Source organism: Legionella londiniensis (assembly GCF_001467825.1).
GTDB lineage: Bacteria > Pseudomonadota > Gammaproteobacteria > Legionellales > Legionellaceae > Legionella_A > Legionella_A londiniensis.
Window position 1 is genome coordinate 374,383 of record NZ_LNYK01000014.1, and the last position, 15,389, is coordinate 389,771.

Sequence of the window (15,389 nt, forward strand, 5' to 3'; positions counted from 1 at the left end):
CATTGAAAAATTTTTTCTATTTGATCTATATTGAATCATATTTTTTGTTGAATTCCCTGTTATTTTGTACTATTTATTCATTATGCTCATTTTTTATTCAATTATTAGTATGAACAGTTATCAGGATATTCAAAAGCAATTGAGTGAGGAGAAAAAAAATGAGCATGCAGAGGGAACCACAAAACTCGAAGTGAAGGGAGCTGAACAACGCGATACAGCCATAACCTTTTTTCAAAAAACAGATGAGCAATACCAGGAAGGCTGCAAGGTCAAAATTGTCTCAAACGCTGTCAGGGTTGAACAGGGTGAGTATGCTGTTTTAAAACGCTCAGAATATTCCCCGCCTATAGGAACCCATCATGTAACCCCTTGCGTTATCATTTGTGTGCAAAGCCAAAATTATTTTGGCTTGGCCCACTTTGATTCTTATAGAAATCCATATGATCTAGAATCCTTTTTTAAGCCTTTTGAAGGTGAACAAACAGTTCAAGTCCAGATTTTTGGCGGCAAACAGGGTTCTGATCCCCTGCGCACAGGCAATGAAAACAAAACTGAAGTCATAAAATATGTTGGCTCTTTCCTCCCGAAAGCATCAATAGCAGTCACTCCTCCCCCCGAAACAGGCTTTCTTGATCTTGTTTTCTATCCTGACGGTAAAATAAAGGAAAAGGAATTTTGTACGGGACTTGGAATAACAGAAACTCACGGCGCAAAAATGCGCCTCGTTCACAATCTTGGCGGGATTGTTACAGCGCAGCAAAGCAGGAGCGGGCAATTCATTCCGCTAAACTTTACTGAAGCTTACACTGGAACCAAGCAGCCGTTTTTGCTGGACCGGTTGGATATGAAGCTTTTTCATGATTTTGACCCGTCGCCCATTAAAGGCGAAGAACAAAGCTGGACACTCGATCCCGGAGGTTATCTTCTCGGCCAGGAAATGAAGCTTGGATATCAACTCATCAAGGAAGAAATCAGCAATCAGCAAAAAATAATGGAAAAATTAATCTCCGAATTCATAAGCGATGAGGAATTGAGAAAAAAAATCATCTCAGCCAGCCCTATCTATATTGGCGAGGGGGCTGAAGAAGCCAATGTAGATATTGTAAAATTGCTGGCAAATATTTACGAAACAACTGATAAAGAATCAGTTTATCCAGAATTTTTATTGCAGGTAAACAAATTATCGCCCTATCCGCTCGTCACAGATATTATTCCTGAAGTTGCCAAGCTCTATCAGATTAAAGATGAACATTTAAAACAAAGCCTGGGCGATAAATTTGGCAATTACAGCAACTTGGCTTATGGAGTCGATATCACGGCGAATGATTTAGCATCCATCATTCAGTCATTAATCATAAAACAAAGGCCAGGCATCTATTTTATCCAGCAGTTAAAGGATAATCTTCAGGATGAAAACGTGAAAAATACCGGCGACTTCATGAAGCATTTGGGCGATATTTATTCCTTCAATTCAAAGAAAATGCTTACAGAAATATGTGATGAATATAATCAGGAATTAAAAAAAGAAGAAAACATCAATGCCATAATAGAGGCGCTCGATGAGAAAAATGAGCTCTCAAAGGGACATGTGCTTCAGGTGCTGCAAAGCACCTATTCTCCTATGTATTTTAAAGTGATTTCAACAAAATACTTTAATGACATTTGGGATGAAGCAAAATCTCCTGTAGCAGCCCTGGAAGCGGTTATCTTTAAATTTCAACCGCCTTCAGAAAGTGATCTTAAATCCGAATACCTGAATTTGGCAAAAATATTCCATTTGGCCCATTTGAAACCACTTAGCCCGGAAGATATACAAAATATGGCGTTTGATGATAAAATACCCGGCATTGCAGGCGTGACTGCTGGAATCCTGAAAAAAACCATCATCAACGTTCTTGGAAAAAACAATGAGTTCCAGAAGGATTTTGAGGCAGAAAAAATAGATAGCATCGCCTTAACCAAAAAATTAAGAGATCATATGCCTTACAAAAAGCCACTCTCAGAATCATTTTCTGAATGTAAGGACAGTAAAATAAGCTTTTATAGGATCTAAATATGGTTATATCAGTAGAAACACAAAATGAATTCCACATACACTGTGCTTGTGCAGACAGCAAGCAGGTCAAATCGTTTTTAGAAAAACATCCAATTGATGTTAATTATAAAAACGGCATGCCTCTCATTCTTGCCATACGCAGCATTCAAAAATATCCCGCACCGTCTGCGGAAAACCGCCTGGAAACCATGAAAACCCTGGTTGAAGCCGGCGCGGATATACATATTCATGATGATGCGCCTATGTATTGGGCATTAAAGCTCAAAAACCATGTCGCGGTTGATTATTTATTTTCTCAGCAGGGAAATTTTTCAATCGACCCGGAAATCATAGATGATTATTTATCCGAAGGCAAAAACCTAAATCAACAAACCGTTGAGCGCCTCACAGATATCAAAAAAAATTCTACAATGAGGCTTGCCTTGTAGGCCATAAAAAAGCCGGCTGAAAATCTTGTTCTCTGCATGACTCCATGCTAATGTGCTTTATTTTTGCACGGATTTTCTATGCAACAAATCGTTACCAAATTTGGCGGCACAAGCGTTTCCACGCGAGAAAACTGGGATAATATTGCACTCATCACCCAAAATCATATAACCAATGGCCTCCAGCCGGTTATCGTCTGCTCGGCGCTCTCGCAAGCTTCCAATAAACTTGAAAAATTGATTGCTGCAGCACTTATCAATGAACATCACGCGCTGGCTATGAATCTTCGCGAAGACTATCTTCAATTGGCTCACGAGATGGAGGTTGATCCAAACCTAATCAGCAAGGACTTAATCCAGCTTGAAGAATGGCTTACAGGCATTGCATTGTTAAAAGAAGCACCCGCCAAAACATGTGCAGAAATCCTAAGTCTTGGTGAGTTGATGATGACCCGCCTCGGGCAGGCATTTTTACAAAAAAAAGGCATCAACTGCCTATGGTTTGACGCGCGCTGCGCCCTCGTGAGCCGCATTATGCCGGGCGGCGATAAAATCAATTATCTGGCTGCCCGTTGTATAGACGGACCCAACCCAAAGATAGCGGAGCAATTAAAAACAAGCGGGGCACAAGCCATTATTACTCAGGGTTTTATTGCCGCAAATAACAAAGGAGATACAGTTTTACTGGGACGCGGCGGCTCAGACACTTCCGCTGCCTTATTTGCAGCCCTTCTTGAAGCATGCGCTTGTGAAATATGGACTGATGTACCCGGCATTTATACTGCAAATCCACATCAGTTGCCCAATGCCCGTTTATTAAAACAACTCAATTATGATGAAGCCCAGGAAATTGCCTCCATGGGCGCGAAAGTGCTGCATCCCAACTGCCTCCCGCCTGTAAGGCGCGCCGGTATTCCAATGTGGGTTAAATATACCCGGCTGCCTAAGCACTCTGGAACGTGTATTTCAAAAGACAGTGATGAAAACGCGCCTTTGATTAAATCCATACAGGTCAAACACAATGTGACGCTGATTTCCATTGATACGCTCCATATGTGGCAACAAGTCGGCTTTTTGGCTGATGTGTTTAATGCCTTTAAGGCCCATGAATTTTCAGTGGATTTGCTTTCCTCTTCCGAATTCAATGTCACCTTATCTCTGGATACCAATGCCAGATTGCAGGATAGGAGCAAACTGGACGCCCTGCTTGCCGATTTAAATCAGTTCGGGCGCGCAAAACTAATTGAATCCTGCAGTGCCGTCAGCCTTGTTGGACATCATATCCGCACGATGTTGCCGAAACTAGGCGCTGCACTGGAACTGTTTGAATCGCAGCAGGTATATCTAATGTCACTGGCATCAAATGACCTCAATCTCACTTTTGTTGTGGAAGAAACCCAGGCGGAACGTTTATGCCAAAAGCTTCATGGACTTCTGATTGAGAATAATCCGCAAAGTTTTTACTATTCGAAAAGCTGGCAGGAAGAGTTTGGCGCGCCGGAACCCCAGGGGGAATGCTGGTGGCAGGAAAAACGTGAGCACCTGTTAACCTTGGGCGAGCAACACTCGCCCTGCTATATCTATCACACGAGGGTTGTTGCCAATAGCGCGGGAAATTTGAAAAAATTAAGCTCGATTGATCAATTGTTTTATGCCGTTAAAGCCAATCCCCATCCAGCCATTTTAAAGACCCTGTTTGCTCATCAAATTGGTTTTGAATGTGTTTCAATGCCTGAATTGCAACATGTCCTAAAGTTGTTTCCTAATCTTTCTCCTGAAAAACTCTTATTTACACCCAATTTTTCCCGAAGGGAAGAATATGAGTTTGCCCTGAATCTTGGCTGCCATGTGACTGTTGACAATCTTTATCCATTGGAGCATTGGCCTGAAGTTTTTCAAGGAAGAGAAATTTTAATCCGCATTGACCCGGGTTGTGGCGCAGGTCATCATAAATACGTTTGTACAGGGGGAAATGAGTCAAAATTCGGTATCCCAAAGGAAGATATCCCCAAAGTGCTGGCTTTAATCAAAACCCATCATGTCAAAGTTTCAGGATTGCATGCGCACTCCGGGAGCGGCATACTGACGCCTGATTTATGGCAACAAACCGCTTTAATGCTAGCCTCTTTTGCCCGCGAGTTTCCGGATGCCTATATCCTCAATTTGGGCGGAGGGTTAGGTGTTGTCGAAAAACCTGGGCAGCAACCGCTTGATATCAAAAAACTGGATGAATTGCTTTTAGCAGTCAAATCACAGCATCCGGACTTTCAATTTTGGCTTGAGCCTGGTCGTTACTTTGTTGCGGAATGCGGCATTATTCTTGCAAAAGTCACGCAATGCAAAGAAAAAGGCAAAGTCTCCTTTATAGGCGTTGAAACAGGGATGAATTCCCTGCTTCGGCCTGCGTTATATGGTTCTTATCATGAAATTGTCAACCTGACTCGTTTTCACCAGGATAAAAAACGGATAGCCCATGTGGTAGGGCCGATTTGCGAATCAGGGGACACCTTGGGCTATAGCCGCTTATTGCCTGAAACGGAAGAAAATGATCTCATCCTCATTGCCAATGCCGGCGCTTATGGGCACTGCATGAGTTCTTCCTACAATTTAAGGCCGCCGGCACAAGAAATTATTCTGGATCATGATGAGCACGAATCATAATGCTTAAAGATCACGCAGCTCGGAGCGAGGCAACTAATCCCGAACAATCTTTTATTGTCCAGGCTCCCGCGGGTTCGGGTAAAACGGAACTTTTAACCCAGAGATTCCTGCGCCTTTTGGCTAATGTCGAAGCGCCGGAACAAATTATTGCGCTGACTTTCACCCGCAAGGCAGCCAATGAAATGCGGGAGAGAATTTTAAAAGCGCTCGCCATGGCAAACAGCGGCTTTAGCGCAGAATCTGCGCATCTCAAGCAAACCCTGACTTATGCCGAGGAAGCATTAAAACGCAATAAAGCAAAAAACTGGAATCTCTTGCAGCAGCCGGGAAGGCTCCATATTTACACCATTGATGCGCTTTGCCAGCGCTTGAATCAAGCCATTCCCTTACAGGAAAAACAAATAGCCTATGCAAAGGTTGCTGAAAAACCGCAAAAATATTACCGCGCCGCGGCAGAAGATTGCCTGAATTACGCAATCCGGCATGAAGAATTTCAACCCGCCATTAAACTGCTCCTAAAACATGTTGATAACCATCAGGAAACTCTTTTATCTTTATTGAGCGACCTCTTGGCCAAACGCGATAATTGGCTTGCGATGATTGCTGACGCGCGCTTGCAGAAAAAAGAAGATTTTGAGAAAGCGTTATCCTTTATTGAAGAACATGAGCTGGCAAGGCTGCACCTCACCCTGCCTGAAGAGCTTGCACAGGATTTAGTCAATCTTGTCAGAAAGCTTGCTGATATAGAAAGCGATCCCGCCTCTCCCCGCCATACTTTACGGAACCTATCTCATTTCAGGGAGCTTAACCGCGAACTAAGTGCTAGCCTTGCAGCGACGCTTTTAACATCTGAGATGAACCTGCGTAAGTCATTTGATCATCATGTCGGTTTAAAACGTGGAATTTGTCCGGACAAGGAATATAATGAGCTTAAAGAACAAAGCAGGAAACTTCTGGAACAACTTGGGGATTATCCGGATTTTTGTGATTGTCTTGTTCAGGCAAAAGAATTACCCGTCCCTGTTTATGACGTGCAGCAATGGCAGGTATTGCAGGCGATTTTTAAAATTCTGCCGTTGCTCGCTGCTTCATTACAATTGGTTTTCAGCAAGCATAATACCCTAGATTTTACTGCTGTTTCCGAGCAGGCTTTACACGCTTTGGGAGATGAGGACAACCCCACTGATCTGACCCTATATCTCGATCATCAAATTCATCATTTGCTGGTCGATGAATTTCAAGATACATCTATCCGGCAGTTTAAGCTCCTGGAAAAGCTCATCGGGGGCTGGGAGCCGCATAGCGGAAAGACGCTCTTTTTAGTGGGTGATCCCATGCAATCTATCTACCGCTTCCGTTCGGCGGAAGTGGGGCTTTTTTTACGCGCGAAAGAACAGGGGATAGGCCCTGTCAAACTGGTTTCGCTCCAGTTAAATTCAAATTTTCGCTCTACAGCCACCATTGTCGATTGGGTTAACCGGCATTTTAAAAACCTTTTCCCCTCGACAGATGATATTGAATCAGGCGCGGTTTCATACCATGATTCAACCAGTATCCACCCTCAAAGTAAAGACAGTTTTATTACAGCTTGCGCTTTAAGGGATGCAGAAGAGGAAGCCTTTGAGCTTGTGCAAAAAATACGGCATGAGCTGTCATGCTATCCTGAAGACAGTATCGCCATTCTAGTGCGGACACGGAATCAGCTGACCCGCATCATGCGCTTGTTGCGCCAATTTGAAATCCCCTTTCAGGGTATAGAAGTTGACCCGTTAGCCAGCCTGCCTCACCTTCGTGATGTATGGTCGCTTACTAAAGCGTTATTAATGCCAGCCAATCGGTTGAGCTGGCTTGCTTTGCTGCGTAGCCCCTATGCGGGATTGCCTATTGCTGACCTGCATGCAATTGCCAATTATGATAAAAAAAAATCGATTTATTTTGCCTTGCAAAACCTGGACGCCATCCGGGGATTAAGTGATGACGGCCGGCTTAGGGCAAACTACGTGTTTTTCATCATGCATCAGGCTCTGGCAGAAAGACATCAGGAACCTCTGGTGAGCTGGATCAGAAAAACGGTTAATCAGCTGCATGGAGAACATATTCATTCTGAAAATGAACTGGAAGATCTGGAACAATTCTGGTGTCTTCTTGAAGAATTTGAACAAGATGGCCAAATTGCGGATATTCATCTATTCGATGCCGAGTTTAAAAATCTGTATGCCAAACAGACAACGCCGTCGAACTTGCAGGTCATGACCATTCACAAGGCCAAGGGACTTGAATTTGACTCTGTTTTTTTACCCGGTTTAAGCGCAAAACCCAACAATCCCGATAGGCCTTTACTGCGTTGGCTTAAATTGCCCACTGAAGATAAGGAATTGCTTCTGGTATCGCCCATAAAAGCATTCGACACAGAGCAATGCTTGCTGTATGACTACCTTGGCCGGCTTGACATGCAAAAAGATGATTACGAGCAGAGGCGCCTCCTTTATGTAGCTGCAACCCGCGCCAAAAAAAGGCTGCATTTATTCGATAACCGGGAAAAAGGCGCTAAAGGCACGTTTAGGTCGTTTTTAGGGCACCAGGAATTTTTAACCCCCAAACAACTGGAAAACCCAATCGATAAAGAGCCAACATTGCCTGAACTCTATGCATTGCCTGGCAATTATTATCAGCAGGCTTTTACGCCTAATCCCCAGCCAAACAGCCGGTTTTTGTTGCCAGCCGAGGACAGTAATCATCGGCTCCTTGGGATTGTCACCCATGAGCTCTTGCAGTGGATTTGCGACAGTCATCCTGATTTTCACTCCATTCCCTGGCAGATGGCTGCCAACCGGCTGTTAACCCTCGGGTTTTCAAGGACTCAGTTAGCGACGGTTCTTGCGGAATTAAAACAACAAATCAGGCGATTATTTGATGATCCTATAGGACAATGGCTCATTGCGGAACACAAAGAAGAACGAAACGAATTTGAGCTTCTCCTGGATGCGAACGGTACTGTTTCTACCCGAATTATTGACCGAACCTTTGTTGAGCAAGGCATTCGCTGGGTCATTGACTTCAAAACCGGTCGTGACGATGTAAACAGCCGTAAAAATCATCAAAATCAGGTTAATGAATATGCAGAAATTTTATACCGCCTTAAGCCAGGTCCAATTTGTTGCGGCATTTATTATCTGGCGAGTAGTCAATGGCTGCATTGGTCCTACCCGGAAGATCATTTACCCTGAGTAAGATCATGCTTACGAAAGTGTCTAAAATTTTCCATTTCCGCGCAGGCAGAAATGGCACAAACAAAGCATTACAGTCAAAGCACAACTTGCCCCTTGAAGTCTCGTAAAAAACCCTCATTACAGGTATTATGCCTTTTTTAAAACCTATCTATCATGGCAATATCATGCAATTGCAAAAAAAACTGCAGCACATTCTAAATCAGATACAAGATAATTTTTTGAATCAGCCGCTTGCGGAATTACCGATTAAACCCATCATCACAGAAAATGGCAATGTACTTGATATTCACCTATCTCTCGGTTTTCCGAGCCATTTCTTTAAAGAGCGTCTATCTCAAACTTTAACTGCCAGGCTTCAAGAGGCATTCTCCGAATATGAAATCAATCTTCATATTGATCATTTGATTAAATCCCACCGCACACAATTGCCCGGCAAAAGTTTACGCGGTATCAAAAACACAATAGCCATCGCTTCTGGCAAAGGCGGAGTAGGCAAGTCCACTGTTGCGGTCAATCTTGCGGCAGCTCTGGTACGTTCAGGCGCCCGGGTAGGAATTCTCGATGCGGATATTTATGGGCCAAGTATTCCTTTAATGCTTGGAAAAGCCCCACCCGTTCAGATAGAAGGCGACCATTACCTGCCAGTACTTGCGCATGGTATTCAAGCTATGTCTATAGGCTATCTGACTGAAGGCGACCCGGCATTAATCTGGCGAGGCCCGATGCTTGCCAAGTCCTTACTGCAAATGCTTGATATCACCCGTTGGCAAGAACTGGATTACCTGCTAATTGACCTTCCCCCGGGAACCGGTGATATACAGCTTAGCCTAGTACAGAAAATTCCCCTGACTGGCGCTGTGATTGTAACCACGCCACAGACTGTGGCGACCCTTGACGCACAAAAAGCCTTGAAAATGTTTGCCAAAACCAATATTGACGTGCTTGGAATTATAGAAAACATGTCGCAGCATGTTTGCAGCCACTGCGGTTTTCAGGAAGCTATTTTTGGTCACGATGGCGCTGAAAAACTCTGTCAAAGTTTTCAATGCCCTCTGTTGGGGCAACTCCCCCTCCATCGTGATATTGGCGACCATTGCGAACAGGGAGAGCCTACTGCATTGCATGGAAAAAATGACCTGGCCATGGCTTTTTGCAAAGCGGCTTTGCGAATGGCTGTCGAGATTGCCAATAAGCCCTTAAATTATGCTGATAAATTTCCGCCTGTAGTGGTCGAGTCATGATTTCGTGTTAAACTTAAGCCAGTGAATTTGATTTTATTTTTTAGCCAATGTCAGAAAATTATACCGCAGAAGCCATTGAAGTATTGAGCGGACTGGAACCGGTACAACGCCGCCCCGGCATGTATACAGATACATCCCGTCCCAATCATTTGGCTCAGGAAGTCATCGATAACAGCGTAGATGAGGCGCTCGGCGGATTTGCCAGCAAAATCATAGTCCGCCTCTATGATGACGGTTCCATTGAAATCGAAGACAACGGCCGCGGCATGCCGGTTGATATTCATCCGCAATTAGGCATCAGCGGTGTTGAAGTGATTATGACCCGCCTGCATGCCGGTGGGAAATTTTCTCATAAGAGCTATGAATTTTCCGGAGGCCTGCACGGTGTTGGCGTCTCTGTGGTTAACGCTTTATCCGAGAGGCTCGATGTCACCATCAAAAGAAACGGCATTATTTATCAAATGTCTTTTGCCAATGGTGAAAAACAAGTTGAGCTTCAGGAAACAGGCATCACGAAAAAAAAAGATACCGGTACCATCATCCGGTTTTGGCCTAATGCAAAATATTTTGACAGCACCAAGCTTTCTTTGAAGCAATTAACCCATGCCCTGCACGCCAAGGCAGTCCTTTGCCCAGGCCTTCTGATTACCTTGATCAATCATCCTGCAAAAGAGGAAACAAGCTGGCGCTATGAACATGGGCTGGCCGATTATTTATGCCAGTCCTTAACCGGCGAACTGGTGCCAAATGAGCCATTTACCGGCGAATTTAAAAGCGCTGATGCCACAGTGGATTGGGCTTTGGTTTGGAGCACAGACTCAAATAATTCAGTTCATGAAAGTTATGTGAATTTAATACCAACAATCCAGGGCGGAACTCATGTCAACGGCTTGCGTTCCGGCCTCTTTGAAGCGCTCAATGCGTTTTGCGAATTAAGAAACCTCCTTCCGAGAGGGGTAAAACTGACGGCAGAAGATCTTTGGGAGCCCTGCCAGTACGTCCTGTCTGTTAAAATGAAAGAGCCTCAATTTGCAGGACAAACCAAGGAAAGATTGAGCTCAAGGCAAACCGCAGCCTTTGTCGCCAATGTGATTAAAGATGCATTTGCGCTCTGGCTCAATCAACACCGCACGTCCGGCGAAATGATAGCCGCTCTTGCCATTGAACGCGCGCAAAAGCGTTTGCGGCAGGCCAGGCAAGTCGCCCGCAAGCGGGTCAGCCAAGGGCCTGCGCTTCCCGGTAAGTTAGCCGATTGCCTGCAGCAGGATTTATCTCAGGCGGAATTATTTCTGGTTGAGGGAGATTCCGCGGGCGGCTCCGCAAAGCAGGCTCGCAATAAAGAATTTCAGGCTATTTTGCCGCTTAGGGGTAAAATATTAAACGCCTGGGAAGTAGACTCTGCCCAAGTCCTCGCCTCGCAGGAAATACATGATATTTCTGTAGCCATCGGGGTCGATCCTGGCTCTGATAATTTAGGCGGCTTACGCTATGGCAAAATCTGCATTCTCGCTGATGCTGACTCAGACGGTGCCCATATTGCAACTTTGATCTGCGCTTTATTTCTCCGCCATTTTAAACCTTTGGTGCAGGCCGGTCATATTTTTGTCGCAATGCCGCCCCTTTATCGAATTGACGCGGGCAAAGAGGTTTATTATGCGCTGGATGACCTTGAGAAGGAGAAAATTGTCGCACATTTAGCCCAAAGTAACCGCGCCAAAATGAACGTTCAGCGCTTCAAAGGATTAGGGGAAATGAATCCTCTGCAGTTACGTGAAACCACCATGGACCCAAATACCAGGCGCCTTGTCCAACTCACGCTTGAAGATGAGCTGGCTTCCAATGAATTAATGGATATGATGCTCGCCAAAAAAAGGGCAGCGGATCGCAAAGCCTGGCTTGAGCAAAAAGGCAATCTGGCTGATTTATAACCCTCTTCTTTCCTAAATAATTTCTTCAGTTAATTCAACCATAGCAACCGCATCATTGTTGAATCGCCCGAGATTTGGCTATGATTAAATTGATGTATGGAAAATCATCAATAACACTAAAAGGGAGAAAAGGAATGTCTCACTATAATTTTTTTAAAACCAATCCCGAAGTCCGCAATTTCCAATACAAATTAAACAGCGCCATAACGCTTATCAGGCAAAACAACGCTCTTGTTGCCAGAAAAGTAATCGAAGCAATAGATGCGCAACAAGTCAAGATTGGTTCTTTTTTTGATTTAACCCCCGAGCATTACGCCTCCATGCGTCGAAGTTTTAAACGAGAACATAAAATTAATCTGCCTGCTTCCTTTCCGCCTGGTGAATTGACTGTCAGAAAAATTGAATCTGTACTTGAAGGAATTATATATGCTGATAAATACATCTACCTGAGCTCAAAAAAAAATGTTGAAGAAATTGCAAGCACCCTGATTCATGAGGTAGGGCATTTCCTGAATTCAGGAATCTTTGATGAAGAAAGCAAATTCAAGGCTCCAAAACTTGCCAGTTACAGTGATGAGGTTCGTTCATTCACTGCTGAAAAGATGTTTGAAAAAAACGGATTTTGCCTGACGAGAAGCGACATAAAAAAAATCCATAACACGGTTTCAACCCTCTACCCTGAGTTTACCGGGCCTGAGGTTGATCCTGATTCCTTAGGATACATTTATGCGAGCTATGATTGGCCGCTTCATGAAAGTCCCTGGGATAATAAAGGATAAAAATTTCAATTTATACGTTAAAAGCCATAGTTTCAGTTGAAGCCGCCTCTTCGATGACGGCTTCTTGCTCGCCTTTTTTCTTGGATGAAGCATTAAATATGCTGAGTCCAACCTGCGGCGAATGCTGCCTATCCCGCACCCTGTTTTGGCTCATGAAGGGTTGTTGGCTATGTTCAGGGGAAAGATCCGAATTTCTTTCAATCCTTGCCTGCTCAAGGGTATTGAATTGCGCTTCCATCGCGGAAGAGATAGCTTGTTTATTCCAATGAACAATTTGATTCTTTGCAAGATACACAAGGCCTATCGTCAAGATTGCGCCAATACTTATCAAAAGACTTGCCGGCATAAAACACCAGGCCGCAATAATTCCTGCAACAACGACTGCCGCCCCGAGCTCTACTAAAACATGATTTCTTCGTTTTCTGAATTCAAATATTAACCTTGTTTTTTTCTGGCAGGATATCAAATCATCGTGTTCATCAATATTTTCTATGTTCTTAAATTTTATTAAAATTTCTATCAAACTGATTGCTTCTTTAACGATATTGACAGAAGCTGCCAGGATAAACAAGCAAGCTGCAACAGGCGTCATGGTAGCAGCAGCTGTAATTAATATGCCGTATGCGGCAAGATTCAACGCGCTATGAGCCAATAAGAAGAAATTATCCCGAAATCGTTTCCAGAGGGGAATTTCAGGAGTAATCAAGCCTTGATAAAAACTATAAGCCCCTACTCCAATTGTATATAAAATGCCGACGACAGGAAAAAAAAGAGTTGCAGCCACAATGCCTTGCAGAATACTGATACCTCCCTCACTCAACAAAGGCAAAAGGAACCATAAAAGCCCTACAAAAAAAGCGCTGCCAAAAAATATTTTCCTGTCCAGCGTTTTATTTTTACTCTCAATCTGAGAAATGAAATGCACAATCTGTTCGTGTTTTTGAAGAGGAAGCTGTTTTAATTCCAGCAAAAAATCATAAACGGTAATGGATGCCCCAATATATCGTCCCCATAAATATGGCGGAACGCCAAGGCTTCGTAAAATTTCTTCAACACATCCTTGAATTTGCTCATCCTGGCAAATTTTTGTGGTATAGAAATCCTGGCGTAATAATGCGCTTCTTGAATCATAAAAATCCATACAGGTTTGTAACCGGAAGGGGTTGCCTGATTCTATGTATGCTTTAAAACCATTTAATGTATTGATTATAGACATATTCAATTTATATTTTACTTAGGCAGTATGTTCGGTAAGAAGAATTTAAATTGCCCAATATTTTAACATATTTCCGCATCAAATCATTTTTCAGCTACAAAAAATCCGGTTCAAATAGCCGGTATTGTTGCTGGAAAATGCAGCAATTAACGATCTGGTTTCGCTTGGTTAATCTCTTCTTCTATTTCATCCAGTTTTTTTGCTGAATCTGTTTTATGGACAAAAAAGAACTGTTTATTGTTCGCAAGGTTAATTCCGCCTTTAATCAACAACCCAATGCCCGCCGTTAAAATTGCCAAGGCCAGATTGGTTAAAAATTCTGACCAACCTCTATGGTTATCCAGTACCTCTCGCGCTGTGCGGATATGGTGGTTGCAATTGTTTTTAAAAACCTTATAGGAACCTATGGTGGCTTCCTGTTGAAAATAAATTTTTCCTTCGCGAACAAGATTATTGTACAACTCAGATGCAGCAATGCAGGCATCATTTAATTGCTTGCGTTGCTTGAGCTTGCCGTTCTTCTCCGCCTGCGCTTTACGCTTTTCAAGATCATCAATTTTGTATCTCAGTAATTCGAGTTTTTCAGCAAACTGAAGTTCAGCCTTAGATTGTTGCGGCTCATCTTTTGTCTGTTCTTGATTGCTTTTCAGACTATCCCCGTCTTCTTCTGACAGGTGTTCCTGGGTTATGTCTTGCTGGTCTGAGCGGATCTCTTGTACTTCTTGATTTTCCAAACCGGATTCGGCCTGTTCTGGATTAAAAGGTTTAATTATGGGCTCAACCAAAGATTGGATGACATCTTTTTCGTATCCTTCAAGATGCGGTTTTTGAGAGGGATGAGCTTTAATCCAGCGTTCATAAATAAGATTCTGATTAACCTCATTGAAGTGATAATGCGCAATAAAGCGTTGTACATCCTGTGGCAGATTGTCCCCAAGCAATTCAATAGCAAGTGCTTTTGGAACATAGGCAATATTAAAAAGGTACCGCTCAATTAAAGCAGCTGAGTAATATAATTGACTAAACTCACCAACCAATTCTTGGTTCTTTGCAATGGCTTTCGCACTCAACTGAATATGTTTTTTTAACAGTTCAAAGCCAATCGGGTTCGTATTTGGATCTTCTCCTAAAAAAGGCAGAAAGGCGGTCAATTGGGTCGTTTCATCCTTTTGGAAATCAACACTGCTTTCCCCATTCCTGGTGCGTTCCCAATGTCCTCCTGATTGTGCGCCGATAACCCCGCCTTGATGGTACATTTCAACCGGTTGAACGGTAACAGAATCATTGGCATTCAACGGTTCATTATTCCCTGCCTCAGCGAAATAATGGATAGAAATCCCCAAATGCTTGGCTACAAAATTGAATACTTCCTGAGGCCCAAGGCTTTCATAACGCCCGGTATCCCTGTTTGTCTCTGTGCATAATCGGATATATTCGTCTTTAGCCACATTCCGTTCAACAGCCATGAAATATAGGCTTTCTTCCCCTGGCATTTTTTCTTTCATGAAGAGCCGCAAGACAGGGCCCAAAATAATTTGGGTATCAAACGCATTGTAGCGCTCGAGAAGATCAGCAAACTGTTTCCATGTAAAGGTGTCAGGCTCAAAACCATAAAAATCGGCAAACGTACGCTTTAAACGATCATAATCAGCATTATGCTGATTCACATAAAGCGCCCTATCCCGAAATTTGATAATTTCAGCTTTTAATTCAGGTGTCAGCGCATGTAGAGGGCAATTATTTAATACTGCCGATAATTTTGGATAAGGCATACAAAAATCCAGATACGGTTATCTTTATTGTATGAAAATTAACTTAAGGAATTCTTAACAAGCACGGGGCTTCCCACATAC

Annotated in this window: 9 protein-coding genes; 7 read left to right on the plus strand and 2 right to left on the minus strand. The window is 43.3% G+C overall.

Translation table 11 applies throughout. The features are described 5' to 3' along the window. Positions 1–109: 109 nt before the first annotated feature. The 7 genes from Llon_RS05240 to Llon_RS05270 all read left to right on the plus strand — a co-directional run bounded on the left by Llon_RS05240 (position 110) and on the right by Llon_RS05270 (position 12,320). Entirely contained in the window at positions 110–2,053 is a 1,944-nt protein-coding gene (locus Llon_RS05240; protein ID WP_058528999.1) for a hypothetical protein, read from the plus strand. 2 nt (positions 2,054–2,055) lie between these two features. Beyond that, a complete protein-coding gene (locus Llon_RS05245; RefSeq protein ID WP_058529000.1) occupies positions 2,056–2,484 on the plus strand; it encodes an ankyrin repeat domain-containing protein in 429 nt (142 codons plus the stop codon). A gap of 78 nt (positions 2,485–2,562) precedes the next feature. After that, a complete protein-coding gene (locus Llon_RS05250; RefSeq protein ID WP_058529001.1) occupies positions 2,563–5,142 on the plus strand; it encodes a bifunctional aspartate kinase/diaminopimelate decarboxylase in 2,580 nt (859 codons plus the stop codon). Next, positions 5,142–8,369: a UvrD-helicase domain-containing protein gene (locus Llon_RS05255; RefSeq protein ID WP_058529002.1), complete on the plus strand. Its 3,228-nt coding sequence runs from the start codon at positions 5,142–5,144 to the stop codon at positions 8,367–8,369. The genes Llon_RS05250 and Llon_RS05255 overlap by 1 nt, the downstream gene beginning before the upstream one ends. Positions 8,370–8,536: 167 nt before the next feature. After that, positions 8,537–9,613 carry an iron-sulfur cluster carrier protein ApbC gene (gene apbC, locus Llon_RS05260; RefSeq protein ID WP_058529111.1) on the plus strand — a complete coding sequence of 359 codons (1,077 nt, stop codon included), beginning with the start codon at positions 8,537–8,539 and terminating at the stop codon, positions 9,611–9,613. A 47-nt stretch (positions 9,614–9,660) separates the two neighbouring features. Continuing rightward, the gene (gene parE / locus Llon_RS05265; protein ID WP_058529003.1) at positions 9,661–11,541 is read left to right on the plus strand and encodes a DNA topoisomerase IV subunit B; all 1,881 of its coding nucleotides are present in this window, start codon (positions 9,661–9,663) and stop codon (positions 11,539–11,541) included. 134 nt (positions 11,542–11,675) lie between these two features. Then, a complete protein-coding gene (locus Llon_RS05270; protein ID WP_058529004.1) occupies positions 11,676–12,320 on the plus strand; it encodes a hypothetical protein in 645 nt (214 codons plus the stop codon). 10 nt (positions 12,321–12,330) lie between these two features. Here the strand turns inward: Llon_RS05270 and Llon_RS05275 are convergent, their stop codons facing one another. Both Llon_RS05275 and Llon_RS05280 read right to left on the minus strand, forming a co-directional pair. Next, positions 12,331–13,461, minus strand: coding sequence for a hypothetical protein (locus Llon_RS05275; RefSeq protein ID WP_058529005.1), 1,131 nt, complete (start codon positions 13,459–13,461; stop codon positions 12,331–12,333). 221 nt (positions 13,462–13,682) lie between these two features. Continuing rightward, the gene (locus Llon_RS05280) at positions 13,683–15,308 is read right to left on the minus strand and encodes a hypothetical protein (RefSeq protein ID WP_058529006.1); all 1,626 of its coding nucleotides are present in this window, start codon (positions 15,306–15,308) and stop codon (positions 13,683–13,685) included. Between the last annotated feature and the right edge of the window lie 81 nt (positions 15,309–15,389).

Bases quoted from the DNA above. Each gene is read 5' to 3' on its own strand.
- Llon_RS05240 (WP_058528999.1), top strand. From the start codon at position 110: ATGAACAGTTATCAGGATATTCAAAAGCAATTGAGTGAGGAGAAAAAA.
- Llon_RS05245 (WP_058529000.1), top strand. From the start codon at position 2,056: ATGGTTATATCAGTAGAAACACAAAATGAATTCCACATACACTGTGCT.
- Llon_RS05250 (WP_058529001.1), top strand. From the start codon at position 2,563: ATGCAACAAATCGTTACCAAATTTGGCGGCACAAGCGTTTCCACGCGA.
- Llon_RS05255 (WP_058529002.1), top strand. From the start codon at position 5,142: ATGCTTAAAGATCACGCAGCTCGGAGCGAGGCAACTAATCCCGAACAA.
- apbC (WP_058529111.1), top strand. From the start codon at position 8,537: ATGCAATTGCAAAAAAAACTGCAGCACATTCTAAATCAGATACAAGAT.
- parE (WP_058529003.1), top strand. From the start codon at position 9,661: ATGTCAGAAAATTATACCGCAGAAGCCATTGAAGTATTGAGCGGACTG.
- Llon_RS05270 (WP_058529004.1), top strand. From the start codon at position 11,676: ATGTCTCACTATAATTTTTTTAAAACCAATCCCGAAGTCCGCAATTTC.
- Llon_RS05275 (WP_058529005.1), bottom strand. From the start codon at position 13,461: ATGGATTTTTATGATTCAAGAAGCGCATTATTACGCCAGGATTTCTAT.
- Llon_RS05280 (WP_058529006.1), bottom strand. From the start codon at position 15,308: ATGCCTTATCCAAAATTATCGGCAGTATTAAATAATTGCCCTCTACAT.